Source organism: Haloarcula halobia (assembly GCF_029338255.1).
Lineage (GTDB): Archaea > Halobacteriota > Halobacteria > Halobacteriales > Haloarculaceae > Haloarcula > Haloarcula halobia.
Genome location: NZ_CP119787.1, coordinates 2,190,179 through 2,216,495 on the forward strand (window position 1 = coordinate 2,190,179; position 26,317 = coordinate 2,216,495).

The following is a 26,317-nucleotide window of genomic DNA, read 5'->3' on the forward strand; positions in this document are numbered from 1 at the left end:
GTGACCGAGGGGATCCGAACTGCGGTACAGTCCCCCAGCAACCCGTGCTCCGCGACGAAGTGACCGACGGCGACCTCGACATCCGGGTCATCCCACGTTTTCCCCACAGTGCTCACATTCGGCCATAGCCCAGGCTGCCAGCAGCACTGCTGAGGCGGTTATGCTGATTTACCACTGAGTCACCCTTCGAGAACACCCGACTCCTCGTCTCGCAGTTGGAGATACGCTTCGGCGATGATAGCAAAACTGACTATCACGAGCGGCGTGGTCACCACGAGACTCACGAGTTGCCCAAGCGTCGGACTCACGAACGAGGCAAGCGACCCGAGACTACTGATGAGTCCAGTCACGACGCCCACGACCAACAGCAGCGCCGCGAGCCGCCATCGATTCCCCCGTGCGATCCCCCAGCTTCGCCGCAGCGACGCCACGAGCCGGGCGTCCTCGACGGCAATCACGAACAAGGCGAACGCGAAACTCACCATGAGGAAAATTCCCGGGATAACCAGCAGGAGGAACCCGATGAACGTCGCGATGCTGATGACGATGTTCGCACCGACAGCACTCAGCAGCGCCCGACCGATTCGCCGCGTGAACAGCGATCCGGTGACCGTGCCGCTGTCGGGCCCCTCCCGTGTGAACGCCCGTGCGGCGGCGATGTAGATCACCATACCGAATACGATGGCCGCGAACGCGAGCGCTCCTGCCACAGCACTCGGGAGGGGTAGCGTCAACCCAATCTGTCCTTGTTGCTGGACTCCAGGGGGCAGCTGGTCGGCGACAATCGTGTTCACCGAGCTGGTAAACAGCAGTACATAGACGGCGGTGAGGGCCATCAGTGCGATTCCAACCGGAGAGAGACTCCGGCGAACACCGTTGCTAATTGCACGGCCAATCTGGAGGGCCATGGCACATGTGCTCGGGAAGGTGTGAAAAAATCTCCGCCTCGCAACAGGTCGGAAACGATTCACCTCGATGGACCGACACCAACCAACCGTCCTGTCTGGTGCCTGTCGAGATGGATGCTTCTTGGCTGACCCCGACTTAATCACTGTGGGGGTGACAGAGTACGTCTCGAGATGTATCTATCCGGTGTGAGTGCCGAGCGCTGTTGGTCGATCGGAGTGCATAGCAAGGAGGTCTCAGGTATTCCAACCACCGTACTCGGTGGAGAATTCACGGCCTGTACGATCTTCCGGGTGTAACCCGAAGAGGCGAAACTCGACCTCTTCGAACGGAACTCCCCAGATGCCGAAATCCGGTGGGAACTCCGCGTTTGCAGCCAAACTTGCGTAGGCTTTCTCTTCGTCTTCGGTGTCGATCTCGTATATCTCGCCCGTGATAACGACACTCCGCCAGATGGAGTCATCATCGGTATCCTGCTCGTAGACGGTGAGGCAAACATTCGGATTGTCATCAATGACCGCAGTTTTCCTGCCTTCGTACCCGCCACCCCACTGCATCGGGAAGATCGGTTGCGATACGTCATATCCAAATGATATCGGAATGGCGTATGGGATGTCTCCGTCGACCATCGCGAGTACGCCAACCCCGTTCCGAATGAGCATCTCGTCGATCTCGTCTGTCTCTAATTCTCTCATATCTGAACGTTACAGAGTAGTATGGTTAATCCTGTGGCCGATACCCTTATCTCAAGCATCCAACGAAAGGTAATTTTTATGTGAGATGGATTGGTCCGTTGTGGTGTCACGTATGACACGTGCACTCAAAGGCTCAGGATTCCTTGGATTGGCCGTGATGATGGTCGTCGGGATGCATCAGTTCGTTCTCCTGGCAGGTGGGAACGGGGTTCCACCGTGGATGATCGGTGGGCACGCCCACCTGGGAGTCTTGTCAATCCTTGCGATCGTCATGGGATTCGCGGTCCCGGCGTTAGGCATTACTGGCACGCTTCGAACTGCAGTCACTGGTCTGTTTATCGCCGGTCAGTGGGGTATTCCGGGGATTGTGTGGCTCGGTGAGGGATTTGGCCTCGGGTTCCTGATGCCGACAGGATTCCTCTGGGGCACTGCCCTGATTGTATCGATGCTTATCATGTTCTACAAATCAGTCACCCAGTCTGCTAACGCTACTGGGGGTGGCTCGGCTGGGTTTGCTCCGACCGACGATTAATCCCTGATCGGCTCCCGCTCGATATCAGTACTGGGGCCGATATCATCAACAGCGTCAGAACTCCCCCTGATGCTTTCCTCACAGTGGGTCTGAGGCCCGTTGCGTGACTGTCTACTCCGGATTGTCGAGACATCCTATCATCCAGTTCGTTGATGCTATTGAGTGGTACGTAGTCTATTTGGGCTTATTTCGTTAGAGGACACTACAGTTCGACCCCCGCTCCGTTCGGCGGGTCTCGAAAGGAACCGGTGGGGTTCCCGATAGCAGGATCCACCTGTCGAGCCACGTCTCTGGGATCGAGATTCACCAACGGATGCTCCTGCGTCTCCTTGGCTGACCGCTCGTGCCGTTGTTCATGTACCCGCGAGTACGGCACCGTCGATAACCACTCCACCAGTTCCTCCGGCGACTCCCGCAACACCTCGAAAAAGTGCACGAGGTGCTCGTCGATAGTGATGCAGATGAGCGAGACATTCGGGACTTCATAGAGTGCAAGCAACGACTCTTCATCCAGGACAGCGACCTCGTCGAGGACGGCGATGAACTGCTCGTCACTCTCACGAAGTTCCTCGATATACATCGACGTTGGCGTGCCCTCGGTCCGGAGATCGGCGCCAACACCGACCTCGCGAGCGTCGACGAGGTCGTCGTACCGGTGGCCTTCGTTGCAGGCCTTGCAATAGACCGACGGACCGTCATTGTCCACGAGGCGAGTGTGTCCCTTCGGGCACCGTATCCGCCACCCCAGTGCAATCCGATCCTGGATTGCTTGGTCTGTGTTCGTCAGAGACGTGCGCTCATTCGAGTGCATGGCCCACCTGTTCGTGGTCGGCGATTGACTGGCAGCGCGGGCAAGCGACGACCCCTGAAAGCGTATCCGTGAAGGGGTATCCACAGGCCCGACACCGATACTCGATCGCAATCGTACTGCGAGATGCCTTACTCATCGCCCGCCTCCGAGATCTTCTGGCAGTACTCGGCTGCGGCTGCAGCGGCCGTCTCACCGTGACCTTCGACAGCGGCGCCGCCCTGCGTGGCGAGCCAGCCACCGTCGTCCCGCTCCTTGAGTACGAACGTGGTCCAGTGCTCGTGGTGCGTGTGGAGTTCGGTCCGTTTGTGGACCGTCCTGTCGTCGTCGGTCGTCCCCATAGACGGACAGAGCAAGTGGTAATGAAAAGGACGCAGCCATGGATGTAGAGTGGAAGTGAAAGTAGAGAGTAGCCCACGATCTACTTTCTGAGCAACTGGTGACGACAGTAGTTTCATCGTTTCAGGGTTGCCTCCGGTTGGAACGATCCGTAGAATCGCTCGGCGAACTTGCAGTAGCACGAAAGAATATATTTCGAATAGTCTGGCGGCGCTACCGACTTCCCACACCCGGATCGCATCACCGAGAGGGGTTCTCGATTGACCGGCGCAGCCACGGCTCGAAGGCGATGTCGCCTTCGATATCGTCTCCCCGCCCCACTTCTCGATCAGCGGGATTCCGCCGACCATCGGGTCCGCCTGGTCCACTGGCATGCCCCCACCAATTGTCGGTCGCATCAAGCGTGCCATCGTCCCTGTTGAATGCCCCTAGGCGCGTATTCCCGGCGATATCGTTGAAGTCGACGGTAGTCTCGTCGGCCGCAACCTTGACTTCGATTCCCAAATTGTTGTCTGCAATCACGTTCTCGGTCGCGAGATATCCGGTCCCATCGGCTTCGACCTCAAACCCGACGCCGTCGAAGTCCGAGTCCGGATCCGACAACACCCTCGCCAACTCGTTCCCACGCACGTCGACGTCTTCGGGCACTTTACCGTGGTTCCCAGTACCTCGAATCACGACACCGAATCCGTAGGCAGTCACCTCCTCGGCGATGTCCCTCGTGACGTTGTCCTCGACGACAGCCCCGGTAACGTTCCCCTGGATACTGATGGCGGCAGCGCCCCCGACGTCCTCGTTGCGCAGGTTCCGCACCAGATTCTGGCGTACAGTCGGAGCCTCGACCGCCTCGTCTCCGGCGCCACCGAAGATGTTGATCCCATCGACACCGTAGAACCCGCCACCGGGATCATCCCGCTCGAAGTCACGCACGATGTTGTTCTCGATAACGACGTCGTCAGGCGCGTTGCTGGCTCTGACAGCCTCAGAGGTCTGAGTGCTTTCTGCTGCCGGTGGTGTCACCTCAAATCCGTCCAGCACAGTCTCATCGGCAGAGAGAACTACCTGCCCTCCGACGGTTGCCTCGTCACCACGGTCGCCATCGCCAGGTGTCCCACTGTTGGGGCCCGCAAGGGTGAGACCGCTCACGTTGACCGTGATATCCTCGTTGTAGGTGCCTGCTTCGACGCAAATCGTGTCATCGGAGTCCGCACTGTTGATCGCCGCCTGGATAGAATCACCATCACTTACAATCGCATCACAGTGCTGGCTTGCACCGGCAAGGCCACTATACGCAGTACTTGCAACGATCGTGCCGCCGAGTGCTTGCAGAACTGTCCGTCGTCGAACCTGGTTGGTATCACGGGTCATAAGTTGTCGATTCACCCGTTGCCGGGTGACTCGTATATGTAATTGACACAACTTGAGTTTAAATAACTATTGGTATACTAACCATTCGACCAGCCTCAGACGAACACCTGTGGGATTGAAGCGCTGGATACTGATCTCTTCAAGCTCCCGACGAACTGGGCACAGACGAACCGATGAGGGATTGATATATTGGCACCGATCCGAGATTCCCTGCTGACAGTCTTTGTTTCGGACTAGTTCTTTGAATTAATACTCACCTCATGCCCGGGAGAACAGTTGCACGTTTTTACAAAAACGCGAAATCGTGCCGATACCGGGTCGCTCTATCACTCGAATCTCGCGTCTCCGGGAACGAATCAGTCCGTCTGTAGTCTTGAAGTTGCAAATCTTCAGCGACGAACGAAGCAGCCGAAGGGCTCAGTATACTGCCTGCAAAGGCTACAAATTGATTTTGTGTCTTAGGTGATTCTTTATTTACTCCGCGACTACGCCCATTCAAGAACAATGAGTCCGCTCCAAACACTCTACCCGTTCGTTTTGATTCTGCTGAATATCGTAACGGGATGGCTCCTCTACAACCCAGTTGGATCCGACCTCGCAGTAATCTGTTTGTGCGCGGGTCTACTTGTCGGCCTGACCACGCTCGGCCGAACAGCTGGCCGGTGTGCCGATAAATATTTGAGACGAACACCTACTAAGTAGTCTCTTCTCTCGGCTACCACCAAAACGAAGCGAATCTGCAGTAACGACTTCACACAGGAGTCGCGATCCGGTCAGTCGAGACGATGTAGTCAGCAGACGACTGTTGTCAGCTTTCTCGACGGAAGTGGCGACTGTGACGGTCCGTATCCCCACGACGTCGGCGTGTCGCCACCTCACCGCCCCGATTGAAGAGTCGAGACGTGAACGGTGCGAGACCCGCGCCGACGAGCAACAGACCACCGGCGGCAAGCAAGAACGGCTCTGCACCGAGAACGAACATGACGGTATCGCCCTCGAATCCAGCGCGCTGCATGGAGAACTCTCGGTAGAGCGGCCTCGGGGACTGAACCAGATTGAATACCGCCCGAACTGCGTAGAACAGCACGATTCCGCCCACGACGACCGAGATACTCGACAGGCGTTTCCAACGAAGTCCGGCGACCACACTCCCGACACCAAGCGCCCCCAACTGAACGAGCAGCACCTCTTCATGATTCAGGCTTCCATCCCAGCCGGACATAATGGTCCCTTCGTATCCCGGTGCGACGTGGATCAACCCCTGAGAGACGCCGATCCCGATGGCCGCAAACCCAGCGATAGCCAACGCCAGCGGGACGAATCGATGGTGATTCATAAATGAGGTATGCGGTGTTTGATAGATAAAATATTGGGACACATCTGGTACTGATTCGTCATCCGAGTATCCCCGGTCCTCCCTGCGAATTCACACTTACAGAACCACTACTGTCTACAACGCACGCCAATTGAGTGGGTAGATCGCTACTCTCCGTCTGAAACCCGGACTAACGACCTGTTTCGCAAGTCGGCATCGGTTAAATTAGCTAGTATCGTTGTATTGTCATTGGGACTGTTAATGCCGTACTCAGACAAATATATTAACCAACAAATACTCTCTCTATCGACGTACGTTCGATCGGAATCGAAAACACTGTGTGATCTAACGTGATCAATACGGACGATGTATAGCAATATTCTCGTCCCGACGGACGGCAGCGATTTCGTTGATACGGTGTTGGAACATACAATCGACATCGCCGACGGTCGAGACGTCACCGTCCACGCCTTGTACGTCGTCGACGATCGCGCATTCCTGTCGATGAACGATGAAATGCAGGAGGAGGTTCTGGAGAATTTGAAGGCCGAGGGAGAAGAAGCCACGTCGGTCGTCAAAGAGACGCTAAAGAAGGAGGGAATCGACGTCTCAATGGCAGTGTTGCGAGGGAAACCAGCAGACGTCATCGTGTCATACGTTACTGACGCCGATATCGACCTGGTCACGATGGGGACACAAGCGGATGAGTACGAAAAGAACATGCTCGGTAGTACGGCACAAAAAGTCGTTCAGAGGTCGCCCGTGCCGGTATTAACTGTTGGCGTTTCCAAGTCGGAATAGGGGAGTTATACGGATTACCAGTAGAGCCCATACGTGCGTTCTCGGAGCATCTGTCACGTCGGTGTGTTCTCCGAGGAGACCATCGTCATTGAGAGTCTGACGGAGTTCCGAGAGGAAGCGTGCCTCGTCAAGATCGACGCTGACCGGTACACGCTCTTCCCGCGTATCGACGGCGAAGTCGAGAACGCCACGAACTGGACCGTCGCCACCGTCTGGACGACGTCGTCTGGTGCATCCTCGTCGATGATGTGATTCACGACTGAAAGGAGTGGAATGGGGTCGGAGGGATTTGAACCCCCGATCGGCTGATATCTCCGTCCTGTGCCTCGGAACTCCAGAGGGTCATCGTCGCGAACCGGTGATCAGCCGGCCGCTCAGTATATCAGCCCTAGAGTCTCGTCCCAGGCACGTGGCCTCTGGAGTCAGCCGCCTTCCCGGACTAGGCCACGACCCCGCACTCCTGCCTTACCCCAGTTGCATTAAAGGGATTTCGATTGGACGACGACGGTCACTCGCGGTCGGTCTCGGCCCAGTCGCACTCCTGGCACTTGTAGCCAGTGACGAACTCGAGCGCAGAGGGCATGTAGCCCACGGAGAGGACGTTCTCGCCGCACTCGGGACACGCCCGGTCGGCGTCTTCGATCGGTTCAGCGTCCATCACGCTCTCGCCCTCGATGAGTTCGGCGAGGCTCTGGGGGGTCTGCATCCGCCCCTGGACGACGCGGTTGTCTGCCATACCGGACACCGGAGCGGGACCGGCCTAAATGTTCCCGTTCTCAGAGCCAGGGCGCGCGTTCCTCGTCGGGGTCGTAGTCGACCGCGGCACCTGCATCGGTCCCCTCGCTGCCGGCGACGCCCTGGGAGGCTCCGCCGTCGGCGAAGGCGGCGGTGAGGTCGACGTGGTCCGGTCGGTACTCCGTGTGGCGCTCGCGGACCTCCTGTGGGTCGAACGAGAGCAGCGCAGTCACGGCGAGCACCGCCAGGGCGACGGGCGCGGTCGTCGGCATCACGCCGAGCACCGACAGTGCCAGGACGCCCAGGGCGACGGCGCTCCCGAAGCGGAACCGGTCGATGTCGACGGCGTTGCGGAGCCACGGGCTCGTGAGTGCGACAGCGAGGGCGAACCCGACGCCGATGCCGGCGGTGGCGGCCGCGCGAGCCATCAGCTCCGTGTTGGCATCGACCACGAGTCGCGCGCCCGCCGGATCGACGCTCGCGAGCAGACCGAGGCCGACGATGACGGCCGGCCGGGGCAGATACTCGCCGACGCGGGCGCTCGCGGTCTGGGCTGCGACGGCCAGGATGACGATGCCGGCGAACCGCTCGAACGTCGCGAGATCGACGACGGCGGCGAGGGTCGGGGCCAGGGCGGCCTCGAGGACCGCGAGCGGGAGCAACACGGCGCCGATGAGGAGCACGACTCTCGCTTGCTCGCGTGGCGTGCCGTCGAGTTCCGCGAGGACGACGGCGACCATCGCGGACCCGCCGAAGACGAGCAGGCCCACCTCGAGCATGCCAGTGGCCGTCGAGAGCGCGCCAGCGAGGACGAGCGCCGGGAAGATGCCGTCGACCAGTGGGAGGCCCATGACGGTGGCGAGGAGTCGCCCGCCACGACCGACCTGCCGCTCGACGTCGAGTGCGACCGGGTGTCTGGAGCTACTCATCGAGTCCTACGGCCGGGGATACCCCAACTCCCGTCGGGCGGCTACGGCACTGGACTGGCTCGATGAGGGGGACAGCCAGTTGCCTTTCCCGAAGCCCACCGAAAATGTCGTGACGGTCTCCGGAGAGAGCGTCTGTGGTCGGGCAGTGCCCGCGCGGGTGGGTTCGGTCGAATGCATATCTGTAACTAACGTTGATATTAGTATAAGCGTTGTGTGATATTCGGCCGCATACACCACGAGAGTTCCACGGTAACCGTACACAAGTGAACGTGTGTCCCACCAGCGGCTCGAAATCTGGACGGGGGGTGCGTGTGAGTGTGTGACCGTCCGCCAGTCCCGGTTACTCTCGCAACGTTTTTTACCGGCGATACTGGACGGTTTACATGGCGAACGATTCCGAGCCCTTTTCGGAGAAACTCCGCGTTCCGGAGGCGCTGACCTTCGACGACGTACTGCTTCGACCGAAGGAGTCCCGCGTCGAACCCGACGAGGCCGATACGACGACGCGAGTGACCAAATCGGTCAAACTCCAGAAGCCGGTCCTCACCGCCGCGATGGACACCGTCACCGAGGGCGACATGGCCATCGCGATGGCCCGGCAGGGCGGCCTGGGTGTGCTCCACCGCAACATGGACGTCCCGGAGATGGTCGCCGAGATAGAGCGCGTCAAGCGCGCCGACGAACTCATCATCCGCAACGTCGTCACCGCACGGCCCGACCAGACCGTCCGCGAGGTCGACGAGATGATGGAGCGGGAGGGCGTCTCCGGAGCCCCGGTCGTCGACGAGGCGACCGACGAGGTGCTGGGCATCATCTCCGGGACGGACATCCGCCCGTACCTCGAGGTCGGCGAGGACGACGCCGTCAGCGACGCGATGACCGACGAGGTCGTCACCGCACCCGAAGACGTCAGCCCGCGCGAGGCACTCGAGCTCATGTACGACCACAAGATCGAACGCGTCCCCATCGTGGACGACGAGAATCGGCTCGTCGGTCTCGTGACGATGCAGGGGATCCTCCAGCGCCGCGAGTACGACGAGGCGGCCCGCGCCGAGGACGGCAGTCTTCGCTGTGGCGCGGCCGTCGGCCCGTTCGAGGTAGACCGTGCCCAGGCCGCCGACGAAGCCGGCGTCGACATCCTCTTTATCGACTGCGCTCACGCGCACAACGCCAACGTCATCGACAGCGCCCGCGATATCAAGGCCGAGGTCGACGCCGACGTCGTGGTCGGCAACATCGGCACCCGCGAGGCCGCCGAGGCCGTCGTGGACTTCGCCGACGGCGTGAAGGTCGGCATCGGCCCGGGCTCTATCTGCACCACCCGCGTGGTCACCGGGGCCGGGATGCCCCAGATCACGGCCGTCGCGCAGGTCGCCGACGTCGCCAGCCAGCACGACGTGCCCGTCATCGCCGACGGCGGCATCCGGTACTCCGGTGACGCCATCAAGGCCATCGCCGCCGGCGCCGACGCCGTCATGCTCGGCTCGTACTTCGCCGGGACCGACGAGGCCCCGGGCCGCGTCATCACGATGAACGGCAAGAAGTACAAGCAGTACCGCGGGATGGGCAGCGTCGGCGCGATGAACGAAGGTGGCGGCGAGCGCTACCTGAAGGACGACGAGGAAAACGAGGAGTACGTCCCCGAGGGCGTCGAGGCCGCGACGCCGTACAAGGGCTCGCTCGCCTCCGAACTCCACCAGCTCGTCGGCGGGATGCAGTCCGGCATGGGCTACGTCGGCGCCGAGACCATCCCCGAGTTCAAGGAACGCGCCGAGTTCGTCCGCGTCTCCGCGGCCGGCCAGCAGGAGAGCCACCCACACGACGTGATGATCACGGACGAAGCGCCCAACTACAGCCCGGACAGCTAACCGCGGGCAGGAATCGCTCGACCCCGTCGTTCAGTCGTAGTACTCCTCGTCGAGGGGCAGCGTCACGTCCGCTTCCTCGACGGCCTCGACTGTCGCCGTCAGCGCGAGCGTCTCGCTACAGCTGGGACACGGGACGGCCACGGTTACGTCGAGGGCACCGTCGCGTTCGGCGACGTCGAGCACCGCGGCATCGGCCGGGTAGAGGTACTCGGCCGACAGTTCGTGCTCGTGGTCGGTGACGTGGTCGAGTTGCATACACGTGGAGATTCGACACGAACGCTGTTGACAGTTACGGGCGTTCTCGGGTGCTGGGCCCGCCCCCCTAACGCAAGATACAGTGTCCCGGTGTGCGAAGTGAGCGCGTGTCATCCTACGTCCTCCACAGCGGTCCCGACGATGAACTCGGCGACCGGGCCCGAGCGGTCCGCCGGACGGTGTTCATCGAAGAGCAGGGCGTCCCCGAGCGCATCGAGATGGACGACAAGGACGAGGCTGCCAGGCACTTCCTCGTCACCGACGACGGCGACCCGGTCGCGACGGCGCGGACCCGGTTCGTCGACGAGACGACGGTGAAGGTCGAACGGGTCGCGGTCCTCGACGCCTACCGTGGCGAGGGGCTGGGCGAGCGGGTGATGGACGCCGCCGAACAGGACGCGAGAGAGCGCGGCGCGAGGTCGGCACTGGTCCACGCCCAGCGCCGCGTCGAGGAGTTCTACACCGACCTGGGCTACGAGACAGTCGGCGAGGAGTTCGAGGAGGCCGGCATCCCGCACGTCGAGATGGGTAAGTCCCTGTAGGCTGGGTTCCAGCGGCGGTCAGTTGCGGCCGATGGCGACGTACAGGATGATGACCAGCAGGCCCGGCAGCAGACCGAGGAAGAAGCCAAAGCCTGTCGCGATAGCCCAGATGACGGCGTTGTCGTTGCCGCGCTTCGACGCGTCGGAGTACACCCAGTAGCTCGCGCCGACCAGTATCGCGAGGCCGACGAGAAAGATGAACAAGACGATGAACAGCTCGATGGCACCGGGTATCTGCAGCAGTGGGAGGGGCGGCATGGTCGAGGGGTCTCCCGGGTCAGATATATACCTTCTGTCTGATAGGACACGGAGCGCAGTCCAGAGAGGAAGTCGCTCGCCACTCAGGTCACTGTACGGTCGAGAGAAGCCGCGCCGAGAAAGCGGACGGGGGAAATGAGAACCCGACTGCGAGGCTCCACCAGTCGTCTCGCGTGGTTCGCCCCTCCGTAGCCACGTCGCTCCTCATGAATGGTTCGCAAGGGAACGGGCCGGACGGGAGTTGAACCGGCGGCAGACGGTCGCTCGCTACACTCCCGCTGCGACTGCCGGGGTTCAAATCCTTCGTAGACGCGTCGCTCCTCACGAAAGGTTCGGAGCAGAAGACGGGCCGGAAGGGATTTGAACCCTCGACCGACGGCTTAAGAGGCCGTCGCTCTGCCAGACTGAGCTACCGGCCCAGCAACTCATCGTTACGGAGGGGGTTGTAAATACGTTTCCTTTCGAACCCGCAGCGGCCGGTGGAATCCGGTGACGGCGGGCGTGGTCTATCCGTTCTCGGTCGGGGACGGGTCACCGTTCCAGACCGTTGTCGCGTGTGCTGTCTCCGGACTGATACGGTGTAATATAAGTGCGTCCGTCCGTACGTGACAGTCAATGAGTGCAGCCAGCGGCATCACGATGGCCTCGATGTCTACCTACGCCATCCTCGGGTGTGGGAGCGTCGGCCACGCCGTGGCGGAGGAGCTCGTCGAGGAAGGCAAGGACGTCCTCATCCTCGACGCCGACGAGGGCCGCGTCGAGGCCCTGCGGGACCAGGACCTGAACGCACAGCAGGCGGATATCGCCGAGGAGCACATCGTCGAGACGGTCAGCGACCGCGACGTCGTGCTCATCATGTCGCCGGACGTCGAGGCAAACGCCGAGGCCGTACTGAACATCCGCGAGGCCGGCGGCGACCAGTTCATCGTCGCCCGGGCGGACGACCCCGTCTCGGCCGACGAATTGGCCGACCTGGGTGCCGACGTCGTCATCAACCCCTCGGCGGTCATCGCCGACTCGGCCCTGCGAGCACTGGAGACGGGCGAACTCGAATACAAGGCGACCCAGCTGGGCGACGTCATCGACGGCACGGAAGAACGGATGGCGATTCTCGTCCAGCGCTCGCCCGACCCGGACTCCATCGCGTCCGCGGCGGCGCTCAGGGCCATCGCCCGGAGCCGTGACGTCGAGGCCGACATCGTCTACGAGGGGGAGATCGGCCGCCAGGAGAACCGCGCGTTCGTCAACCTGCTGGGCATCGAACTCGCTGCGCGGGAAGACGTGGACCTGAGCGAGTACGACACCTTCGCGCTCGTCGACGTCGCGAAGGGCGGCGAACCGAGCATCGAGGACATCGACATCATCATCGACCACTACGAGCACGAGGACGACCACGACGCGACGTTCTCGGACATCCGGCCGAACGTCTCGGCGACGTCGACCATCCTCACGAAGTACATCCAGGAACTGGACCTGAACCTGAACGAGACGGTTGCGACGGCACTGCTCTACGGGATTCGCGCGGAGACGCTCGATTTCAAACGCGACACGACCCCCGCGGACCTGACCGCGGCGGCGTACCTCTACCCGTTTGCCGACCACGATACCCTAGAACAGGTCGAGTCGCCCTCGATGAGCCCCGAGACGCTCGACGTGCTGGCAGAGGCCATCCGGAACCGGGAGGTCCAGGGCAGTCACCTCGTCTCGAACGCGGGGTTCATCCGCGACCGGGACGCCCTCTCGCAGGCGGCCCAGCACCTCCTCAACCTGGAGGGCATCACGACGACGGCGGTGTTTGCCATCGCCGACGACACCATCTACCTGGCCGCGCGCTCGAAGGACATCCGCATGAACATCGGCAAGGTCCTTGGGGACGCTTTCGGCGAGATGGGCAAGACGGCCGGCCACTCGACGGACGCGAGCGTCGAGATCCCCCTGGGCATCTTCACGGGCCTCGATACGAGCGACGGGAACCGCGACACGCTGCTGGAGCTGACGGAGTCAGCAGTCAAGCAGAAACTGTTCCAGGCGATGGGCGTCGACAGCTCGAGCGAGAACGGGAACGGCAACTAGGCCGGGACTTCCTCTTCTTCGTCGTCGGGGTTGCGCAGGCGCTCGACGATGTCGTTGACGATGATGACGTCGCCGACGGCCTGTACCCACCGGTACGGGAGGATGATGCCGCGTGCGGTTCGGACCTCCTGGTCGAACAGCTCGGTGTTGACCTGGTGCAGGGCGAGGCCGGTGACTTCCTGGCGGTCCAGGTCGAGGCGGAGGTCCTCGACTTCGCCGACGAAGACGCCATTGTTCGAGTACACCTCGCGCCCGACGAGTGTCGTTATCTCCTGTGGAACGCTCTCCGGGTCCATAGGATGAGGTCGGACGGACGGGTCTTAAAACTTCTTCGGCGACTAGCACGTTCCGGCGGCCGCCCAGAGAGGCACGTGACAACACGACCCACGGGAGCCTTTTGAATCGAGAGTCCCTAGCCGGGCGCGATGCCCGTGATCGCAGCGTCCATCGACGTTTCGGCACCGCCGGCGACGGTCTGGGAGGTGCTGACCGACGTCGAGGCGTACCCTCGGTGGAACACGCTCCTCCGTGTACGCGGGGACCTGACCGAACGGGAGACGGTGACCGCTCGCCTGTCGATACCCGGACTCCCGACCGTTGCGTTTTCCCCAACGATTCTCTCGGTGGTCCCCGGGACAGAGGTGCGCTGGCGCACGTCGCTGTTCGGCCACGCCGCCGAGCACGCCTTCCTGCTCGAACCGCTCGAGGGCGGCGCGGGCACGCGGTTCACCCAGCACGAGCGAATCGACGGCCGGTTCGCCACCCCGGTCGTGAACCGGTTAGAGCGGCGGATGCGGCGGGGCTTCGAGCAGATGAACGTGGGCCTGCGGCGCAGAGCCCTCGAACTCGTAGAGAAGTAACTCCCGCGGTCGTGCACCACGGGAGCACAGAGACAGACCGGCTAAACCCGTACTGCCCCTCTCTGCTGGTATGCGTGACGCAGGCTCGAATACGGACGACGACGTCCCGGACCCGGAACCGCAGTCGGTCGACGCACCGATCCACGTCGAGAGCACAGCGCACTTCGAGTCGCTGGTCGCCGACCACGACCCCGTCCTCGTGGACCTGTATGCCGACTGGTGTGGCCCCTGCAAGATGCTCGAACCAGTCGTGGCGGCGCTCGCCGCCGAGACGCCGGCCGTCGTGGCGACGGTCGACGTCGACCAACGCCAGCAGCTGGCCCAGGCGCTCGACGTCCATGGCATCCCGACGGTCCTGCTCTACGACGACGGTGACCAGGTAGAGCGCCTGGTCGGGATGCGCGACGAGTCGACCCTGCGTGAACTCGTCGCCCGGTACGTCTGAAGGCGCCCGCCGCTGCGCACCGAGACCCATCGCGAAGCGATGGCCCCGGCGGCGTCCGCGAGGCCAGCGAGACAGGCCGGATCGACCACAACACTCATCTCGTCCGTGACGAGTGACAACGTATGCCCTCGCTGGTGGTCCACTACGCGCTGGTCGGACTGCTCGCGGCGACGTTGCTCGGGGCGGCGTTCGACCGGCGGTCGCTCCTGGTGTCGCTCGCCGTGGTGACGATTCCCGACGTCGACGCGTTCATCGCGCTGTTCTCGACGGCGGGCCATCGAACGGCGACGACGAACCTCGTGATTCCCGCCGTCGCGGCGGCAGTCCTCGCCGTCGACCTCTACGTGCGTGAGGAGTCGTTCGTCAGGGACCGGTGGGGGGCCTACGGGGTCCGCGTCGCCTGGTTCTGCGTCTTCGTCTACGCCGTCGCGCACGTCCTGCTGGACGCCGTCGGCGGCGGCGCGAACCTGCTGTGGCCGCTGCACGACCAGTTCTACCAGATTCGCGGGCGACTGGAGCTGTCGACCCAGCGCGGCATCGTCCAGACGTTCGTCGAGACAAGCCCACCCGCGTCGGAGAGTGGCGGCGGTGGCGGTGGCGGTGGCGGCGGTGGCGGCGTACCAACCCTCCCGTCTATCGGCAACACGAGCGAGGTCCAGATGAGCACGGGTATCGACCCCAATCCGGGCGCCGAGGAACAGCCGGAGGTCGTCGACCGCGTGTTCCCCGTCGCGCGCGGCGGCTGGCAACTGTACCTCCTGATAGTGGGGACGCTCGCCACCGCCGCTCGCTTCGTCGTCGGCTACGACCTGCCCGAGGAGTGAGCCAGCGCCGTTCCGAGTCCTTCTTGTGGGCGGTTGCCGACCGGACACGCATGGGCTTCGACGTGCGCCGACGGCTCAGTGTCGCCGACACGGTCACGCTCGCCAACGCGGTGGTCGGATTCGCCGCGGGCGCGGTGGCCTACACCGACCTCCAGCTCGCGGCTCGACTCATGCTCCTCGCGATAATCCTGGATGCCGTCGACGGCATCGTCGCCCGCGAGGGCGACAGTTCGGCGGTCGGTCCTCTGCTCGACTCCATCACGGACGTCATCTCCTTCGGGGCGACGCCGAGCCTGTTCCTTTTCGTCGCGCTGACAGGAGCCTACGGCAGCGTCGGCGAGGCGTCGCCGGTCGTCGTCGTCGGCATCACGCTACTCGCCGCAGTCTATGCCGTCTTCTCGGTCGTCCGAACCGCGTTCTACACGACCTACATCGAAGGCGTCGACGCCCGACCCGGCATCCCAAACACGCTGGGCGTCATCATCCTCGCGACGGCCTACCTCTCCGGGATCACGAACCCGCTCGTCCTCGCCGCCGGCGCCGTCGTCCTCTCGCTTCTGATGGTCGCCCCCTTCGACTTCCCCAAACCGGGCGCCAGGACGGCGATACCGATGGGCGCCGTCCTCTCGATCTCCGTCGTCGCACCGACGGCGCTTGGTCGGCTGGGGCCCCGGGTGATGCTCGTCGTGGCGCTGCTCTTTCTCACACTCGGTCCGCGCTACTACTGGGAGGGGACCGAGGCATCAGGCGAGTGAATCCAGGAACGATTCGACCGCCTCGTTGAACGCGGCGGGGTGCTCGACCATCGCGAGGTGGGCCGCGTCGGGCACCAGTGCGAACTCGCCCCGCGATATCGACGCGGCGAGGTCCTCGTGATACGCGCGCGGGGTCAGTCTGTCGTGTTCGCCACAGACCGCGAGGGTCGGCAGGTCGATGTCGGTCAGCCGGTCCCGTCCGTCGAAGCCGTGACAGGCCAGGAAGTCCCGGCGGGTGACCCGCTGACCCACGGCGCGCATCTGGGACCGGGACCGGGCGAGCGTGTCGGCGCCGGTGTCGTGGAACAGGCGGTCCCGGCCGTGGAGGAACTCGACGGCCCGGTCGAAGTCCGATTCCAGCCACTCCCGCAGGCCCTCGAAAACCGGGAGGGTCGGCCCGGTGCCGAGCAGCACGAGTGCCGAGAGGGCGAGGTCCAACTCGGTGGCGGCGCGCTGGACGACGGCGCCACCCAGCGAGTTGCCGACCAGGACGTCCGCGTCGACGGCCCGGGCGACGGCCGCCACGTCGGCGGTGTACGCGTCGATAGCGCCCGCCGGGCCGGCGTCGACGTCGTCGGACTCCCCGTGGCCGCTCAGGTCGAGCGCCGCCGCCGGGTGCGTCGGCCCCGACGGGCCGTACTGATGGCCCCAGACGGCGTGTGTCGCGCCGCTCCCGTGGACGTACAGCGCGGTGTGACCGTCCGCTTCCGGGCGGGTGTGACGATACGCCGTCTCTCGTCCGTCGTGCGCCGTGGTCTCCATGTAACGGTATCCACGCGAGCGCCGGGAATAAATGCGGTGTCCCGCTGCACGGAACGAGTGTGAACCGCATTCAATCGATTAGCACCACCCCGCTGCCGTGTTGCGTATTTTTGCGAAATCTTTAAATAGTTGTCTAACTTACCTTGTGTTAGGATGAATTCAGAACGTACGTTGTTCGGCGACGCCCCCTTCCGTCGGTTCGAGTACGACGACCACGTCGTGTTCGCGGCGGACGTGGGACCCGTCGACGACGCCAGTGTCGACATCGTCGACGGTACGATCATCGTCGTGGCGGGCGACGACCAGTACGAACAGGCGCTCCCGGCCGGTGTGGACGCACGAGCGTTTATCAACCACGGCGTCCTCACCATCGAGCTATCCGACCCCGAGGAGGAGATTCGATGAAACTCACCGTCAAACCACTCAAGCAGAAGGACGCCGGTCGCGGCCTGGCAGCCATCGACCGCGGTGCGATGGACGAGATGGGCCTCGAGAACGGCGATTACATCGTCCTCGAGGGGCGCCAGGGGAACCGCGCGGTCGCGCGGGTCTGGCCCGGGTACCCCGAGGACACCGGCAACGGCATCGTCCGCATCGACGGCCAGCTCCGCCAGGAGGCCGGTGTCGGCATCGACGACAGCGTCTCCGTCGAGAAGGCCGACGTGAACCCGGCGACCCACGTCACCGTCGCCTTGCCCCAGAACCTCCGCGTTCGGGGGAACGTCGGGCCGATGATCCGCAACAACCTCAGCGGCCAGGCCGTCACCCAGGGCCAGACCGTCCCCGTGAGCTTCGGCCTCGGCCCACTCTCGTCGATGTCCGGCCAGAAGATCCCGCTGAAGATCGCCGAGACCGAACCCTCCGGGACCGTCGTCGTCACCGACTCCACGGAGATTCAGGTCAGCGAGAAACCTGCCGAGCAGATCCGCGGCGGCGAGACCGCCGAGGGACCGGAGACCCCCGACGTCACCTACGAGGACATCGGCGGCCTCGACGGCGAACTCGAGCAGGTCCGCGAGATGATCGAGCTGCCGATGCGCCACCCCGAGCTCTTCCAGCAGCTCGGCATCGAACCGCCGAAGGGCGTCCTGCTGCACGGCCCGCCCGGCACCGGGAAGACGCTGATGGCCAAGGCCGTCGCCAACGAGATCGACGCGTACTTCACGACCATCTCCGGCCCGGAGATCATGTCGAAGTACTACGGCGAGAGCGAGGAGCAGCTCCGTGACATCTTCGACGAGGCCTCCGAGAACGCGCCGGCCATCGTCTTCATCGACGAGATCGACTCCATCGCACCCAAGCGCGGCGAGACCCAGGGCGACGTGGAACGCCGCGTCGTCGCCCAGTTGCTCTCGCTGATGGACGGTTTAGAGGAGCGCGGCCAGGTCATCGTCATCGGTGCGACCAACCGCGTCGACGCCATCGACCCAGCGCTCCGCCGGGGCGGCCGGTTCGACCGCGAGATCGAGATCGGCGTCCCGGACAAGGAGGGCCGCAAGGAGATCCTGCAGGTCCACACCCGCGGGATGCCCCTCTCCGAGCAGATCGACCTAGAGGAGTACGCCGAGAACACCCACGGGTTCGTCGGGGCCGACCTCGCCTCGCTGACCAAAGAGAGCGCGATGAACGCGCTCCGGCGCATCCGCCCCGAGCTCGACCTCGAGTCCGACGAGATCGACGCCGAGGTCCTAGAGCACCTGGAGATAACCGACGAGGACTTCAAGGAGGCCAAGAAGGGTATCGAGCCCTCGGCGCTCCGCGAGGTGTTCGTCGAGGTCCCCGACATCACCTGGGCCGACGTCGGCGGGCTCGAAGACACCAAAGAACGCCTCCGCGAGACCATCCAGTGGCCCCTGGAGTACGGGAGCGTCTTCGAGGCGATGGACTTACAGGCCGCGAAGGGCGTCCTGCTGTACGGCCCGCCCGGCACCGGGAAGACCCTGCTCGCGAAGGCCGTCGCCAACGAGGCCGACTCGAACTTCATCTCGGTGAAGGGGCCCGAACTGCTGAACAAGTTCGTCGGGGAGTCCGAGAAGGGCGTCCGCGAGGTGTTCAGCAAGGCCCGCGAGAACGCCCCCACGGTGGTGTTCTTCGACGAGATCGACTCCATCGCGACCGAACGGGGCACCCGGTCTGGCGACTCGGGCGTCGGCGAGCGCATGGTCAGCCAGCTGCTGACCGAACTCGACGGCATCGAGGAGATGGAGGACGTCGTCGTCATCGCGACGAGCAACCGGCCCGACCTCATCGACAGCGCCCTGCTGCGCCCCGGACGCCTGGACCGGCACGTCCACGTGCCGGTGCCCGACGAGGAGGCGCGCCGCGCCATCTTCGACGTCCACACCCGCGACAAGCCGCTGGCAGACGACGTCGACCTGGACCGCCTGGCCCGCCGCACCGAGGGCTACGTCGGGGCCGACATCGAGGCCGTCGCCCGCGAGGCGTCGATGGCCGCGACCCGCGAGTTCATCGCCAGCGTCGACCCTGAGGACATCGACGACACGGTCGGCAACGTCCGCGTGACGATGGACCACTTCGAGCAGGCCCTGGACGAGGTCAACGCCAGCGTCACCCAGGAGACCCGCGACCGCTACGACCAGATCGAAGAGAAGTTCCAGCGCAACGAACCCGGCATGGCCGACGAAGACCCCGTCGGCCGGACCTTCCAGTAGGACCGGTTTCGGCCGGGCGTCCGCACTCGCTCGTCTTCTCCGTCTACAGCGACGCGGGCAGTCCCATCGTCGCGTCCCAGAACGCAATACACATTGTCCCGTTGTCCTAACTCCGATCCATGCAGGTGACTGTTCGTGACAACGTCGGGCCGATAACCGGCCTCCTGACGGTCGTCTCGCTCGCCGTCGTGTTCGGCGCCGTCCTGGGTGCGATTCCCCGGTCGGTGCTGCCCCATCCCCCCGACGCCGTCGTCGACGCCATCCCCCACGTCAACGCTGCCCTGAGTCTCGTCGCCATCGGCACGATCCTCGGCGGGATTCGCGCCATCCGTCGCGGCGACGTCCGCCGGCACCGACGGCTGATGCTCGCCACCTTCGGGCTGTTCGTCGCGTTCCTCGTCCTCTATCTCTACCGGGTCATCTTCGAGGGGCCCACGCAGTTCGCGGGCCCCGCCGTCCTCGAGACGTACGTCTACTTCCCGCTGCTCGCGATACACATCCTGCTGGCCATCGTCGCCATCCCGCTGGTGTACTACGTCCTCCTGCTCGCGTTCTCGCACCCGCCCGCCCGGCTGTCCGAGACCAACCACCCGCGAGTGGGAAAGGCCGCGGCGACGCTGTGGCTCGTCTCCTTCTCGCTGGGCGTCGTGGTCTATCTCCTGTTGTACGTGTTCTGGTGACAGGGCAACGCCGGATCTATGGGTCGACCCGCGCTATCCACAGGTCCGGAGCGTCGAGTTCCTCCCGGGTCGGGAGGTTCTCGGGGCGGTCCCAGACCCGGCCCGCGGCAGCGACGCCCCGGTCGTCGACCACTGCGTCGAAAAACGCCTTGCCCCGCTCGTACTGCTGGCGCTTCATCCCGAGGCCCAGAAGGCGCCGGACCAGCGTCGCCACCGGGCCACGTCCCTTCCGGCGCTCGTCGACCTTCCGCCGCAGGTCGTCGTACTGGTCGTCGAACGCCCGGTCCATCAGCAGCTCCGCGTACCCCTCGACGGCCGTCATCGTCGTGTCGAGTTCGCCGAGCGACGAGCGGTCGAGGTTCCCGTCGCTCAACTTGTCGATGGCCGTCTCCATCGACTCCTCGAGGTGGTCAGAGAGCCACGGCGCGGCCCCGAACTCCGCCGCGTGTGTCACCTCGTGGAAAGCGATCCAGCGGCGGAACCGGTCGCCGTCGACGTCGAGTTGCCCGGCGACGCGCTGGATGTTCGGCCGGACGAAGTACAGCGCGTGCTCGTCGCCGTCGGCCAGCAAGAGCGGATCGTACTGGCCGAGGACGTTGTTCCCGAGAAACGAGAGCGCGAAGGCCATCGACCCGGTGTTGACGACCCGGGCGATGCCCGGGATGTACTCCGCCTGCTGCTCGATCGGTGCCATCACCCGCTCGAACGTAGCGACGTTGGCGTCGATCCAGTGGTGGCGGTTCTGGATCTCGACCGTCTCGGGCAGGTCGAAGTCGAGTTCGCTGACGCGCCGGACGCGGTCTCTCGCGTCCCGGACGTCGGTCGCGTACCCCTCACGCTCGGCCGTCGAGACGTCGAGGTCACCGGGGTCCGTCCCCGCTTTCGCCGCGGCGGCGACGGCCTCCCAGTCGATGGGCCCGTCGCCCGACGCCCGCGCGACGGCCCTGACGCTATGGTACAGTCCCATACACCATCGACGGGACGCGCCGAAATATGCCTTCTCCCCGTTCGCCCACCCGCCGTCCGGCACCGTGGCGTCGCTGGCCGGGTAACCGTGGGCTACTGGTGTGTCTGCCGGACGCGTATGACGAGTCGTGGTGGAGGAACCGCGGCCAAACGTCGTCGGTCAGACGAGCGAGCCACACGACCGACAGCGAGCACGGCCCGCTGTCGGGTCGTACGCGAGCCCGATGGCCTCGCAGTGACGGCAGTACCTGTCGTCGTCGCTCTCGGGGACTGGGGCACGTCGTGCCTCGACGGCCGCCCGGTGATCAGTGGCGGTCATACGTCATCCAATACCACGGTTCCACTAAAGTACGATGCGCATACTCCCCGTAAGCCTCGGACAATGGCGGTTTACACTTCCGTCTGCCAGCGCCGCACCCGGCCTCGGATGACGTGCTGCCGAACACGTCTGTGGCTCGTTTTGCGCGATAACGGTATCGGTCTCTCCGCGAGTGTCGCAGTATCGCGATATCGTCGCCCGAGAGACGCCAGTATACACACAATTTGGTTAATCGCCCGTACGTGAGTGTTTTTCGTCTATCAAATCGTCGCAAGTATATCCAAGAGCCCACATAGAGGCAAGTATCGCGTTCTGGACGAGTGGATAGTGGTTTTTGCGCCCGGAACCGCTCGATAATTCAACCGGTTACGGTATCCCCGGATAGAGATCCAGAATCGAATGGCGGTACGGAGTTCCTAGTAGTTGAGGTAGACGGTCTTGGAGATGGTATAGAAGTCCAGGCCGGCGTCGCCCTGCTCGCGGTAGGTCTCGCTCGAGGAGTCTTTCATCCCCCCGAAGGGCACGTGCAACTCCAGTCCCGTCGTCTTCTCGTTTACCTTCACCACGCCCGAGTCGGCGTCAGCGACGAAACTGTGGGCCTCCGAGAGGTCCTCCGTGACGATGCTCGCCGACAGCCCGTACGGGACCCCGTTGGCCACCTCGACCGCCTCATCGTAACTCGAGACCGGGATGACCGACAGCACCGGCCCGAAGATCTCCTCCTGGGCGATGCGCATCTCCGGCGCTACGTCCGAGAACACCGCCGGCTCCACGAAGTATCCCTCACCGTCGACCTCCCGACCACCGGTCTCGAGCGTCGCCCCCTCGCTCTCGCCGACCTCGACGTAGTCCAGCGTCCCCTCGAGCTCCGCCTCCGAGACGTGGGGACCCATGTCGGCCCCATCGAGGCCGGGGCCGATTTCGATAGCCTCTGCTGTGGCGACGATGCCCTCGAGGAACTCCTCGTAGAGGTTCTCGTGGACGATGGCCCGCGAGGTGGCCGTACAGGCCTGCCCCGTGACCCCGAAGGCACCCGCCGCCGCGATGTCGACGGCCTCCTCGACGTCGGCGCTGTCCATCACCACGACGGGGTTCTTCCCACCCATCTCCAGCTGGACGCGCTTGCCCGACTCGTTTGCCTGCGAGCCCACCGTCTCGCCGACGGCCGAACTCCCCGTGAACGACACCGCGTCGATCGCCTCGTGAGTCGAGAACGTCGTCCCGACCGTCCGACCGGGACCGGTGACCATGTTCAACGCGCCGTCGGGCAGGCCGGCCTCGTCCAGACACTCGACGAGTTGGCGTGCGACACTCGGCGCGATGGATGCCGGCTTGAAGGCGACGGTGGTGCCGGCCGCGAGGGCCGGCGCGATCTTCCAGGCCGGGATGGCGATGGGGTAGTTCCACGGCGTGATGAGCCCCGCGACGCCCACGGGTTCGTTGACCGTGTACAGCGTCTTCTCCGGGGCACTTGCGGGTTTGACCTCGCCGCCGACCTCGCTGGCCTTGGTCCCGTAGTAGGCGAAGATGTCGATGGCCCGCTGGACCTCACCGCTTGCCTCCGGGCGCGCCTTGCCCTCCTCGCGAACGAGGGTCTCGGTGATCTCCTCCTTGCGCGCGGCGAGGTTGTTCGAGGCCTCACGCAGGATGGCGCCCCGCTGTGGCCCCGGTGTGGTGCCCCACTCGTCCTGAGCGGCCGCCGCGGCCTCGACGGCCCGTTCGGCGTCGGCCGTCCCGGACTGCTGGTACCGGGCGACGACCTCCGAGGGGGCCGCAGGATTGTATGTCTCGTAGGTCTCGCCGGTTTCGGATTCGGTCCACGCTCCGTCGACGTAATTGTGGTACGTCTCTACCATTGGTAGGAGGGACTCGCCCCGACTACGAGAAGGTTTTGGTGACCGTCGGACAGCACGCACACGTGCTCGCGACGGCCGGGCGGCGAACTGGGCAGAACCCGGGTCGAGGGCCGAAGAGCGAGGCCAGCCGCGCTCGACGGCGGTTCGACCGAGTTCGGGGACATCCAGTGGTGGCCCCGGACCGCGAGAGTACGGGCGACCGAAGTTTCCCAACCGCGTATTCACCATGTGTGAACAGAGTTTCGAACTATCGTTCGTGAGGAATTCGGGTTTTCGTGACATATGTACGTTTGTTAGAGTGTCCGTCGTTGTTCGGGATTCGGATTTCAGTGACCGAGTTCGAACGCCTTCGTTTCGGGCGCGAAACGGCAGGATTCGGACGCTTGACGCTCTCTCAGATGGTACCGACGGAACTTCTCGTCTGTATGACTGAACGTTTACACTGACTGAACTACAGTTCTGACAGGGCAGACGACACGTGCTCAGAGAGCGACCGGCGTCGGGGTCCCGCTGCCGTAGCCGACCCCGACCACTCGGCCCCGACTGCCCAGGACCCGCCAGGCCGTCCGCAGGGAGGGCCGGAGCTGCGCCGCCTACCGGCGGGTCGGCCCGTCCGTCGTGGTCTGCGAGGACGAGCGTGACGTACGTAGCGACGTCGAAGATCCCGATTTCGTCCGAGGAGGCAGAGAAGCGAACTTCCTCGACTTCCGCGTCCGACGCGATAGTCCCCCGCGGGACGGGGGCCTGTCTGCTTTCAATCAACCGAGATACCCGTTCTACATGACAGGATAGGGGATACGGTGGGTCCGGGAGACGGGTCGTTCTGACCGTCTCAGCGTCGCGCAGTACTGCGGTTTTCGGCTCCCCTGTCGGGAGTATCGGGCAGCCCGGAGGAAGCATTCGTTCACACAGGGTGAACACGGGACGGGCGCCCGATCGAGAGCGGAAGGGAGCGGTTACCTGGAGGTGATCATCCCGTCTTTTAGTGGCCGGACGAACGGTATCGAGACCCGGCTGCCCGTGCAGTGAGAGTTGTAGAACGCGACGATGGTGTCCAGCGAGCGGGCCGCTTCGACGCCCGTGGACGGATTCTCGATGACCCCGTCGAGGACCGCGACGATGTCGCTGACGGCGTTGCACGCCCGCCGGTCGCCGTCGTCCCGCGTCCAGGCGTCCTCGATGCCCGGGAGCGGACGTGCTCGCCGCCCTCTGGCCGCCAGTAGCGACACTCGCCGTCGTCGTTGTTGCGGGAGACCTCCCCCTCGCTGGCGATGAAGTTCAGCGTCATCGAGGACTCGTTGGTCGGGCTTGGGCAGTCGACGGTCGTGAACGTCCCGTCGTCCGTGTGGCTAGAAATCACGTCGAGGTCCTCCTCGTCGTGCATCCCGAGGATGCCCATCCCGGGGACGTCCCCCCGTCCCGACGATACCGGCACTGTGAGTCATCTCACTCGTAGGTGTGGAGACTCCCCGTCTGGTTCTCCTCGATGTAGTCCCAGTCGTAGTCGACGCCCAGTCCCGGGCCCTCGGGCACCTCGACCATGCCGTTCTCGTCGACGGTGTCGATCATATCGGAGTAGTCGCCCTCGTAGACCGGCGGTTGCGTGTTGGGACAGTCGGGGTGCACCAGGGCGAGTTCGTAGTAGTTGGTGTTCCGGATGGCCGCGATGCAGTGCCGCTGTGCGGGGCCGGGCGCGTGGAACTCGACGTCAAGGCCGAACCCTTCCGCGACGTTGGCACGTTTCATCGCCCCGGTGATGCCGGCGTCGTACTCGGGGTCCGCCCGGAGGAAGTCCGTTGCCTCGTTGGCGACGAAGTCCGTCGCCGGTTCGAGCCCCCGGACGTGTTCCGTCTGGAGGATGGGGGTATCGAGCTTCTGACGGAGCTTGCGGTGGCCGTGCTGGGAGATGCCGCCGTCCCGGTACGGGTCCTCGTACCAGAAGAAGCCCTCCTCGTCGAGTGCGCGACCGAGCTTCAGCGCGTCGGCGAACGTCTCGAGTTCGCAGGCCGGGTCGTGCATCAGGTCCATCTCGTCGCCGACGCGCTCCCCGACGGCGTGGACCGCCTCGAGTTCACGCTCTAGGTCGCGCGAGCCCTCACTCCCGCCCCAGCCGTGGATCTTGAACGCCCCGTAGCCCATCTCGAGACACTCCTCGGCGAAGTCGGCGAAGGCCTCGGGCGTGTCGAGGCCGCCGTTCTCGTCGCCGTGGTAGGTCGACGCGTACGCGGGGAACGTCGTCCGGTACGTGCCCAACAGCTCGTGGATGGGCGCGTCGTAGTACTTCCCGGCGGAGTCCCACAGCGCGATGTCGATGGGGCCGATCCCCATCCGGTCGTACTTCCGGAGGGCGCGCTTGATCTCCGACCAGTGGTGTTCCCGCTCGAGCGGGTTCTTTCCGAGGAGGTAGTCCGCGAACATGTTGACCTGGGCCGCTCCGGGCGAGTTCCCGCCGACGTACTCCCCGGTGATGCCCGTGTCGGTGTGTATCTTGAGACCGAACAGTTTCCGTTCGGTCACCGAACCGGGTTCGTAGACGAGGTTGAACCCGTGCTGGTCCGTCCCCACGTCTTCGATAGGATAGGAGAACTCTACTGACTCGATGCCGGTAATCTCTGGCGCCATACGAGTAGCAAGAGATACCACCACAATAAACCTGCGTGCTTCCCCGCCGAGTACCGCGCCGCGTCCGGCGAACGTCTCAAGTCGTCCCGAGTCCCCTCCGAACCACCGGTGGATTCATCACGACATGGCGAG

General features: G+C 64.0%; 30 protein-coding genes and 2 tRNA genes. 13 read left to right on the top strand and 19 right to left on the bottom strand.

What is annotated here, in order from left to right; all coding sequences use genetic code 11:
• Nucleotides 1–179 precede the first annotated feature (179 nt).
• Complete coding sequence (locus P1K88_RS11630; RefSeq protein WP_276410339.1) at nucleotides 180–908, bottom strand: DUF7847 domain-containing protein; 729 nt, start codon at nucleotides 906–908, stop codon at nucleotides 180–182.
• 234 nt (nucleotides 909–1,142) lie between these two features.
• Nucleotides 1,143–1,601, bottom strand: a complete 459-nt coding sequence (locus P1K88_RS11635; RefSeq protein ID WP_276410340.1) for a pyridoxamine 5'-phosphate oxidase family protein — start codon at nucleotides 1,599–1,601, stop codon at nucleotides 1,143–1,145.
• Between the two features lie 112 nt (nucleotides 1,602–1,713).
• Here P1K88_RS11635 and P1K88_RS11640 point away from each other — a divergent pair, with 112 nt between their 5' ends.
• On the top strand, nucleotides 1,714–2,133 hold the full coding sequence (locus P1K88_RS11640; RefSeq protein WP_276410341.1) for a DUF8059 family membrane protein: 420 nt from the start codon (nucleotides 1,714–1,716) through the stop codon (nucleotides 2,131–2,133).
• Nucleotides 2,134–2,335: 202 nt separating this feature from the next.
• Here P1K88_RS11640 and P1K88_RS11645 read toward each other — a convergent pair whose 3' ends face one another.
• The 4 genes from P1K88_RS11645 to P1K88_RS11660 all read right to left on the bottom strand — a co-directional run bounded on the left by P1K88_RS11645 (nucleotide 2,336) and on the right by P1K88_RS11660 (nucleotide 5,984).
• Nucleotides 2,336–2,839, bottom strand: coding sequence for a hypothetical protein (locus tag P1K88_RS11645; RefSeq protein ID WP_276410342.1), 504 nt, complete (start codon nucleotides 2,837–2,839; stop codon nucleotides 2,336–2,338).
• Between the two features lie 233 nt (nucleotides 2,840–3,072).
• Nucleotides 3,073–3,282, bottom strand: coding sequence for a hypothetical protein (locus P1K88_RS11650; RefSeq protein ID WP_276410343.1), 210 nt, complete (start codon nucleotides 3,280–3,282; stop codon nucleotides 3,073–3,075).
• 238 nt (nucleotides 3,283–3,520) lie between these two features.
• Nucleotides 3,521–4,648, bottom strand: coding sequence for a right-handed parallel beta-helix repeat-containing protein (locus P1K88_RS11655; RefSeq protein ID WP_276410344.1), 1,128 nt, complete (start codon nucleotides 4,646–4,648; stop codon nucleotides 3,521–3,523).
• Nucleotides 4,649–5,456: 808 nt separating this feature from the next.
• Nucleotides 5,457–5,984: a hypothetical protein gene (locus tag P1K88_RS11660; protein WP_276410345.1), complete on the bottom strand. Its 528-nt coding sequence runs from the start codon at nucleotides 5,982–5,984 to the stop codon at nucleotides 5,457–5,459.
• A 345-nt stretch (nucleotides 5,985–6,329) separates the two neighbouring features.
• Here P1K88_RS11660 and P1K88_RS11665 point away from each other — a divergent pair, with 345 nt between their 5' ends.
• Together P1K88_RS11665 and P1K88_RS11670 are read left to right on the top strand one after the other, a co-directional pair.
• Entirely contained in the window at nucleotides 6,330–6,764 is a 435-nt protein-coding gene (locus P1K88_RS11665; RefSeq protein WP_276410346.1) for a universal stress protein, read from the top strand.
• Between the two features lie 33 nt (nucleotides 6,765–6,797).
• Nucleotides 6,798–7,016 (top strand): hypothetical protein, encoded by a 219-nt coding sequence (locus P1K88_RS11670; RefSeq protein WP_276410347.1) that lies wholly within the window; start codon nucleotides 6,798–6,800, stop codon nucleotides 7,014–7,016.
• 22 nt (nucleotides 7,017–7,038) lie between these two features.
• Here P1K88_RS11670 and P1K88_RS11675 read toward each other — a convergent pair.
• The 3 genes from P1K88_RS11675 to P1K88_RS11685 form a co-directional block, all read right to left on the bottom strand.
• Nucleotides 7,039–7,218, bottom strand: a tRNA-Trp gene (locus P1K88_RS11675).
• 54 nt (nucleotides 7,219–7,272) lie between these two features.
• Entirely contained in the window at nucleotides 7,273–7,500 is a 228-nt protein-coding gene (locus P1K88_RS11680; RefSeq protein ID WP_276410348.1) for a DUF5795 family protein, read from the bottom strand.
• A 40-nt stretch (nucleotides 7,501–7,540) separates the two neighbouring features.
• Nucleotides 7,541–8,428 carry a DUF5794 domain-containing protein gene (locus tag P1K88_RS11685; RefSeq protein ID WP_276410349.1) on the bottom strand — a complete coding sequence of 296 codons (888 nt, stop codon included), beginning with the start codon at nucleotides 8,426–8,428 and terminating at the stop codon, nucleotides 7,541–7,543.
• Nucleotides 8,429–8,811: 383 nt separating this feature from the next.
• Between P1K88_RS11685 and guaB the strand changes: the two genes are divergently transcribed.
• The gene (gene guaB / locus P1K88_RS11690) at nucleotides 8,812–10,296 is read left to right on the top strand and encodes an IMP dehydrogenase (protein WP_276410350.1); all 1,485 of its coding nucleotides are present in this window, start codon (nucleotides 8,812–8,814) and stop codon (nucleotides 10,294–10,296) included.
• Between the two features lie 30 nt (nucleotides 10,297–10,326).
• On the opposite strand, the gene P1K88_RS11695 is transcribed toward guaB, so the two are convergent.
• Nucleotides 10,327–10,551, bottom strand: a complete 225-nt coding sequence (locus P1K88_RS11695; protein WP_276410351.1) for a hypothetical protein — start codon at nucleotides 10,549–10,551, stop codon at nucleotides 10,327–10,329.
• Between the two features lie 107 nt (nucleotides 10,552–10,658).
• On the opposite strand from P1K88_RS11695, the gene P1K88_RS11700 reads away from it, so the two are divergent.
• Nucleotides 10,659–11,093, top strand: a complete 435-nt coding sequence (locus P1K88_RS11700) for a GNAT family N-acetyltransferase (protein WP_276410352.1) — start codon at nucleotides 10,659–10,661, stop codon at nucleotides 11,091–11,093.
• Between the two features lie 18 nt (nucleotides 11,094–11,111).
• Here P1K88_RS11700 and P1K88_RS11705 read toward each other — a convergent pair whose 3' ends face one another.
• On the bottom strand, nucleotides 11,112–11,351 hold the full coding sequence (locus P1K88_RS11705) for a hypothetical protein (protein WP_276410353.1): 240 nt from the start codon (nucleotides 11,349–11,351) through the stop codon (nucleotides 11,112–11,114).
• Nucleotides 11,352–11,696: 345 nt separating this feature from the next.
• Nucleotides 11,697–11,770, bottom strand: a tRNA-Lys gene (locus tag P1K88_RS11710).
• A gap of 196 nt (nucleotides 11,771–11,966) precedes the next feature.
• On the opposite strand from P1K88_RS11710, the gene P1K88_RS11715 reads away from it, so the two are divergent.
• Complete coding sequence (locus tag P1K88_RS11715) at nucleotides 11,967–13,424, top strand: DHH family phosphoesterase (protein WP_276410354.1); 1,458 nt, start codon at nucleotides 11,967–11,969, stop codon at nucleotides 13,422–13,424.
• Here the strand turns inward: P1K88_RS11715 and P1K88_RS11720 are convergent.
• Nucleotides 13,421–13,720, bottom strand: a complete 300-nt coding sequence (locus P1K88_RS11720) for a PRC-barrel domain-containing protein (protein ID WP_276277563.1) — start codon at nucleotides 13,718–13,720, stop codon at nucleotides 13,421–13,423. The two genes, P1K88_RS11715 and P1K88_RS11720, sit on opposite strands and share 4 nt — an antisense overlap.
• Nucleotides 13,721–13,849: 129 nt before the next feature.
• Between P1K88_RS11720 and P1K88_RS11725 the strand changes: the two genes are divergently transcribed.
• The 4 genes from P1K88_RS11725 (at nucleotide 13,850) to P1K88_RS11740 (ending at nucleotide 16,308) form a co-directional block, all read left to right on the top strand.
• The gene (locus P1K88_RS11725; protein ID WP_276410355.1) at nucleotides 13,850–14,284 is read left to right on the top strand and encodes an SRPBCC domain-containing protein; all 435 of its coding nucleotides are present in this window, start codon (nucleotides 13,850–13,852) and stop codon (nucleotides 14,282–14,284) included.
• A 70-nt stretch (nucleotides 14,285–14,354) separates the two neighbouring features.
• Nucleotides 14,355–14,729: a thioredoxin family protein gene (locus P1K88_RS11730; protein WP_276410356.1), complete on the top strand. Its 375-nt coding sequence runs from the start codon at nucleotides 14,355–14,357 to the stop codon at nucleotides 14,727–14,729.
• Between the two features lie 122 nt (nucleotides 14,730–14,851).
• Nucleotides 14,852–15,553: a metal-dependent hydrolase gene (locus P1K88_RS11735; RefSeq protein ID WP_276410357.1), complete on the top strand. Its 702-nt coding sequence runs from the start codon at nucleotides 14,852–14,854 to the stop codon at nucleotides 15,551–15,553.
• A 50-nt stretch (nucleotides 15,554–15,603) separates the two neighbouring features.
• A complete protein-coding gene (locus P1K88_RS11740) occupies nucleotides 15,604–16,308 on the top strand; it encodes a protein sorting system archaetidylserine synthase (protein WP_276410358.1) in 705 nt (234 codons plus the stop codon).
• On the opposite strand, the gene P1K88_RS11745 is transcribed toward P1K88_RS11740, so the two are convergent.
• The gene (locus P1K88_RS11745; protein WP_276410359.1) at nucleotides 16,297–17,070 is read right to left on the bottom strand and encodes an alpha/beta fold hydrolase; all 774 of its coding nucleotides are present in this window, start codon (nucleotides 17,068–17,070) and stop codon (nucleotides 16,297–16,299) included. The genes P1K88_RS11740 and P1K88_RS11745 overlap by 12 nt on opposite strands.
• A 153-nt stretch (nucleotides 17,071–17,223) precedes the next feature.
• Here P1K88_RS11745 and P1K88_RS11750 point away from each other — a divergent pair, with 153 nt between their 5' ends.
• The 3 genes from P1K88_RS11750 to P1K88_RS11760 all read left to right on the top strand — a co-directional run bounded on the left by P1K88_RS11750 (nucleotide 17,224) and on the right by P1K88_RS11760 (nucleotide 20,422).
• Entirely contained in the window at nucleotides 17,224–17,475 is a 252-nt protein-coding gene (locus P1K88_RS11750) for a DUF7127 family protein (RefSeq protein ID WP_276410360.1), read from the top strand.
• Nucleotides 17,472–19,742, top strand: a complete 2,271-nt coding sequence (locus P1K88_RS11755; RefSeq protein ID WP_276410361.1) for a CDC48 family AAA ATPase — start codon at nucleotides 17,472–17,474, stop codon at nucleotides 19,740–19,742. The genes P1K88_RS11750 and P1K88_RS11755 overlap by 4 nt, the downstream gene beginning before the upstream one ends.
• 119 nt (nucleotides 19,743–19,861) lie before the next feature.
• Entirely contained in the window at nucleotides 19,862–20,422 is a 561-nt protein-coding gene (locus P1K88_RS11760) for a DUF420 domain-containing protein (protein ID WP_276410362.1), read from the top strand.
• A 16-nt stretch (nucleotides 20,423–20,438) separates the two neighbouring features.
• On the opposite strand, the gene P1K88_RS11765 is transcribed toward P1K88_RS11760, so the two are convergent.
• From P1K88_RS11765 to P1K88_RS11785, 5 genes are all read right to left on the bottom strand, one after another.
• A complete protein-coding gene (locus P1K88_RS11765; RefSeq protein ID WP_276410363.1) occupies nucleotides 20,439–21,389 on the bottom strand; it encodes a zinc-dependent metalloprotease in 951 nt (316 codons plus the stop codon).
• Nucleotides 21,390–21,548: 159 nt separating this feature from the next.
• Nucleotides 21,549–21,707, bottom strand: a complete 159-nt coding sequence (locus P1K88_RS11770) for a hypothetical protein (protein WP_276410364.1) — start codon at nucleotides 21,705–21,707, stop codon at nucleotides 21,549–21,551.
• A gap of 416 nt (nucleotides 21,708–22,123) precedes the next feature.
• Nucleotides 22,124–23,563 carry a 2,5-dioxovalerate dehydrogenase gene (gene xacF, locus P1K88_RS11775; RefSeq protein ID WP_276410365.1) on the bottom strand — a complete coding sequence of 480 codons (1,440 nt, stop codon included), beginning with the start codon at nucleotides 23,561–23,563 and terminating at the stop codon, nucleotides 22,124–22,126.
• Between the two features lie 956 nt (nucleotides 23,564–24,519).
• Entirely contained in the window at nucleotides 24,520–24,792 is a 273-nt protein-coding gene (locus P1K88_RS11780; protein ID WP_276410366.1) for a hypothetical protein, read from the bottom strand.
• Nucleotides 24,793–25,009: 217 nt separating this feature from the next.
• The gene (locus tag P1K88_RS11785) at nucleotides 25,010–26,185 is read right to left on the bottom strand and encodes a mandelate racemase family protein (RefSeq protein WP_276410367.1); all 1,176 of its coding nucleotides are present in this window, start codon (nucleotides 26,183–26,185) and stop codon (nucleotides 25,010–25,012) included.
• Between the last annotated feature and the right edge of the window lie 132 nt (nucleotides 26,186–26,317).

What these genes read in the sequence shown, in the direction of transcription:
- xacF (WP_276410365.1), bottom strand. Translation starts at nt 23,563, where the DNA reads ATGGTAGAGACGTACCACAATTACGTCGACGGAGCGTGGACCGAATCC.
- P1K88_RS11635 (WP_276410340.1), bottom strand. Translation starts at nt 1,601, where the DNA reads ATGAGAGAATTAGAGACAGACGAGATCGACGAGATGCTCATTCGGAAC.
- P1K88_RS11695 (WP_276410351.1), bottom strand. Translation starts at nt 10,551, where the DNA reads ATGCAACTCGACCACGTCACCGACCACGAGCACGAACTGTCGGCCGAG.
- P1K88_RS11660 (WP_276410345.1), bottom strand. Translation starts at nt 5,984, where the DNA reads ATGAATCACCATCGATTCGTCCCGCTGGCGTTGGCTATCGCTGGGTTT.
- P1K88_RS11740 (WP_276410358.1), top strand. Translation starts at nt 15,604, where the DNA reads ATGGGCTTCGACGTGCGCCGACGGCTCAGTGTCGCCGACACGGTCACG.
- P1K88_RS11745 (WP_276410359.1), bottom strand. Translation starts at nt 17,070, where the DNA reads ATGGAGACCACGGCGCACGACGGACGAGAGACGGCGTATCGTCACACC.
- P1K88_RS11750 (WP_276410360.1), top strand. Translation starts at nt 17,224, where the DNA reads ATGAATTCAGAACGTACGTTGTTCGGCGACGCCCCCTTCCGTCGGTTC.
- P1K88_RS11785 (WP_276410367.1), bottom strand. Translation starts at nt 26,185, where the DNA reads ATGGCGCCAGAGATTACCGGCATCGAGTCAGTAGAGTTCTCCTATCCT.
- P1K88_RS11725 (WP_276410355.1), top strand. Translation starts at nt 13,850, where the DNA reads ATGCCCGTGATCGCAGCGTCCATCGACGTTTCGGCACCGCCGGCGACG.
- P1K88_RS11655 (WP_276410344.1), bottom strand. Translation starts at nt 4,648, where the DNA reads ATGACCCGTGATACCAACCAGGTTCGACGACGGACAGTTCTGCAAGCA.
- P1K88_RS11680 (WP_276410348.1), bottom strand. Translation starts at nt 7,500, where the DNA reads ATGGCAGACAACCGCGTCGTCCAGGGGCGGATGCAGACCCCCCAGAGC.
- P1K88_RS11705 (WP_276410353.1), bottom strand. Translation starts at nt 11,351, where the DNA reads ATGCCGCCCCTCCCACTGCTGCAGATACCCGGTGCCATCGAGCTGTTC.
- P1K88_RS11640 (WP_276410341.1), top strand. Translation starts at nt 1,714, where the DNA reads ATGACACGTGCACTCAAAGGCTCAGGATTCCTTGGATTGGCCGTGATG.
- P1K88_RS11720 (WP_276277563.1), bottom strand. Translation starts at nt 13,720, where the DNA reads ATGGACCCGGAGAGCGTTCCACAGGAGATAACGACACTCGTCGGGCGC.
- P1K88_RS11715 (WP_276410354.1), top strand. Translation starts at nt 11,967, where the DNA reads ATGAGTGCAGCCAGCGGCATCACGATGGCCTCGATGTCTACCTACGCC.
- P1K88_RS11665 (WP_276410346.1), top strand. Translation starts at nt 6,330, where the DNA reads ATGTATAGCAATATTCTCGTCCCGACGGACGGCAGCGATTTCGTTGAT.
- P1K88_RS11630 (WP_276410339.1), bottom strand. Translation starts at nt 908, where the DNA reads ATGGCCCTCCAGATTGGCCGTGCAATTAGCAACGGTGTTCGCCGGAGT.
- guaB (WP_276410350.1), top strand. Translation starts at nt 8,812, where the DNA reads ATGGCGAACGATTCCGAGCCCTTTTCGGAGAAACTCCGCGTTCCGGAG.
- P1K88_RS11730 (WP_276410356.1), top strand. Translation starts at nt 14,355, where the DNA reads ATGCGTGACGCAGGCTCGAATACGGACGACGACGTCCCGGACCCGGAA.
- P1K88_RS11760 (WP_276410362.1), top strand. Translation starts at nt 19,862, where the DNA reads ATGCAGGTGACTGTTCGTGACAACGTCGGGCCGATAACCGGCCTCCTG.
- P1K88_RS11735 (WP_276410357.1), top strand. Translation starts at nt 14,852, where the DNA reads ATGCCCTCGCTGGTGGTCCACTACGCGCTGGTCGGACTGCTCGCGGCG.
- P1K88_RS11755 (WP_276410361.1), top strand. Translation starts at nt 17,472, where the DNA reads ATGAAACTCACCGTCAAACCACTCAAGCAGAAGGACGCCGGTCGCGGC.
- P1K88_RS11685 (WP_276410349.1), bottom strand. Translation starts at nt 8,428, where the DNA reads ATGAGTAGCTCCAGACACCCGGTCGCACTCGACGTCGAGCGGCAGGTC.
- P1K88_RS11650 (WP_276410343.1), bottom strand. Translation starts at nt 3,282, where the DNA reads ATGGGGACGACCGACGACGACAGGACGGTCCACAAACGGACCGAACTC.
- P1K88_RS11770 (WP_276410364.1), bottom strand. Translation starts at nt 21,707, where the DNA reads ATGACCGCCACTGATCACCGGGCGGCCGTCGAGGCACGACGTGCCCCA.
- P1K88_RS11765 (WP_276410363.1), bottom strand. Translation starts at nt 21,389, where the DNA reads ATGGGACTGTACCATAGCGTCAGGGCCGTCGCGCGGGCGTCGGGCGAC.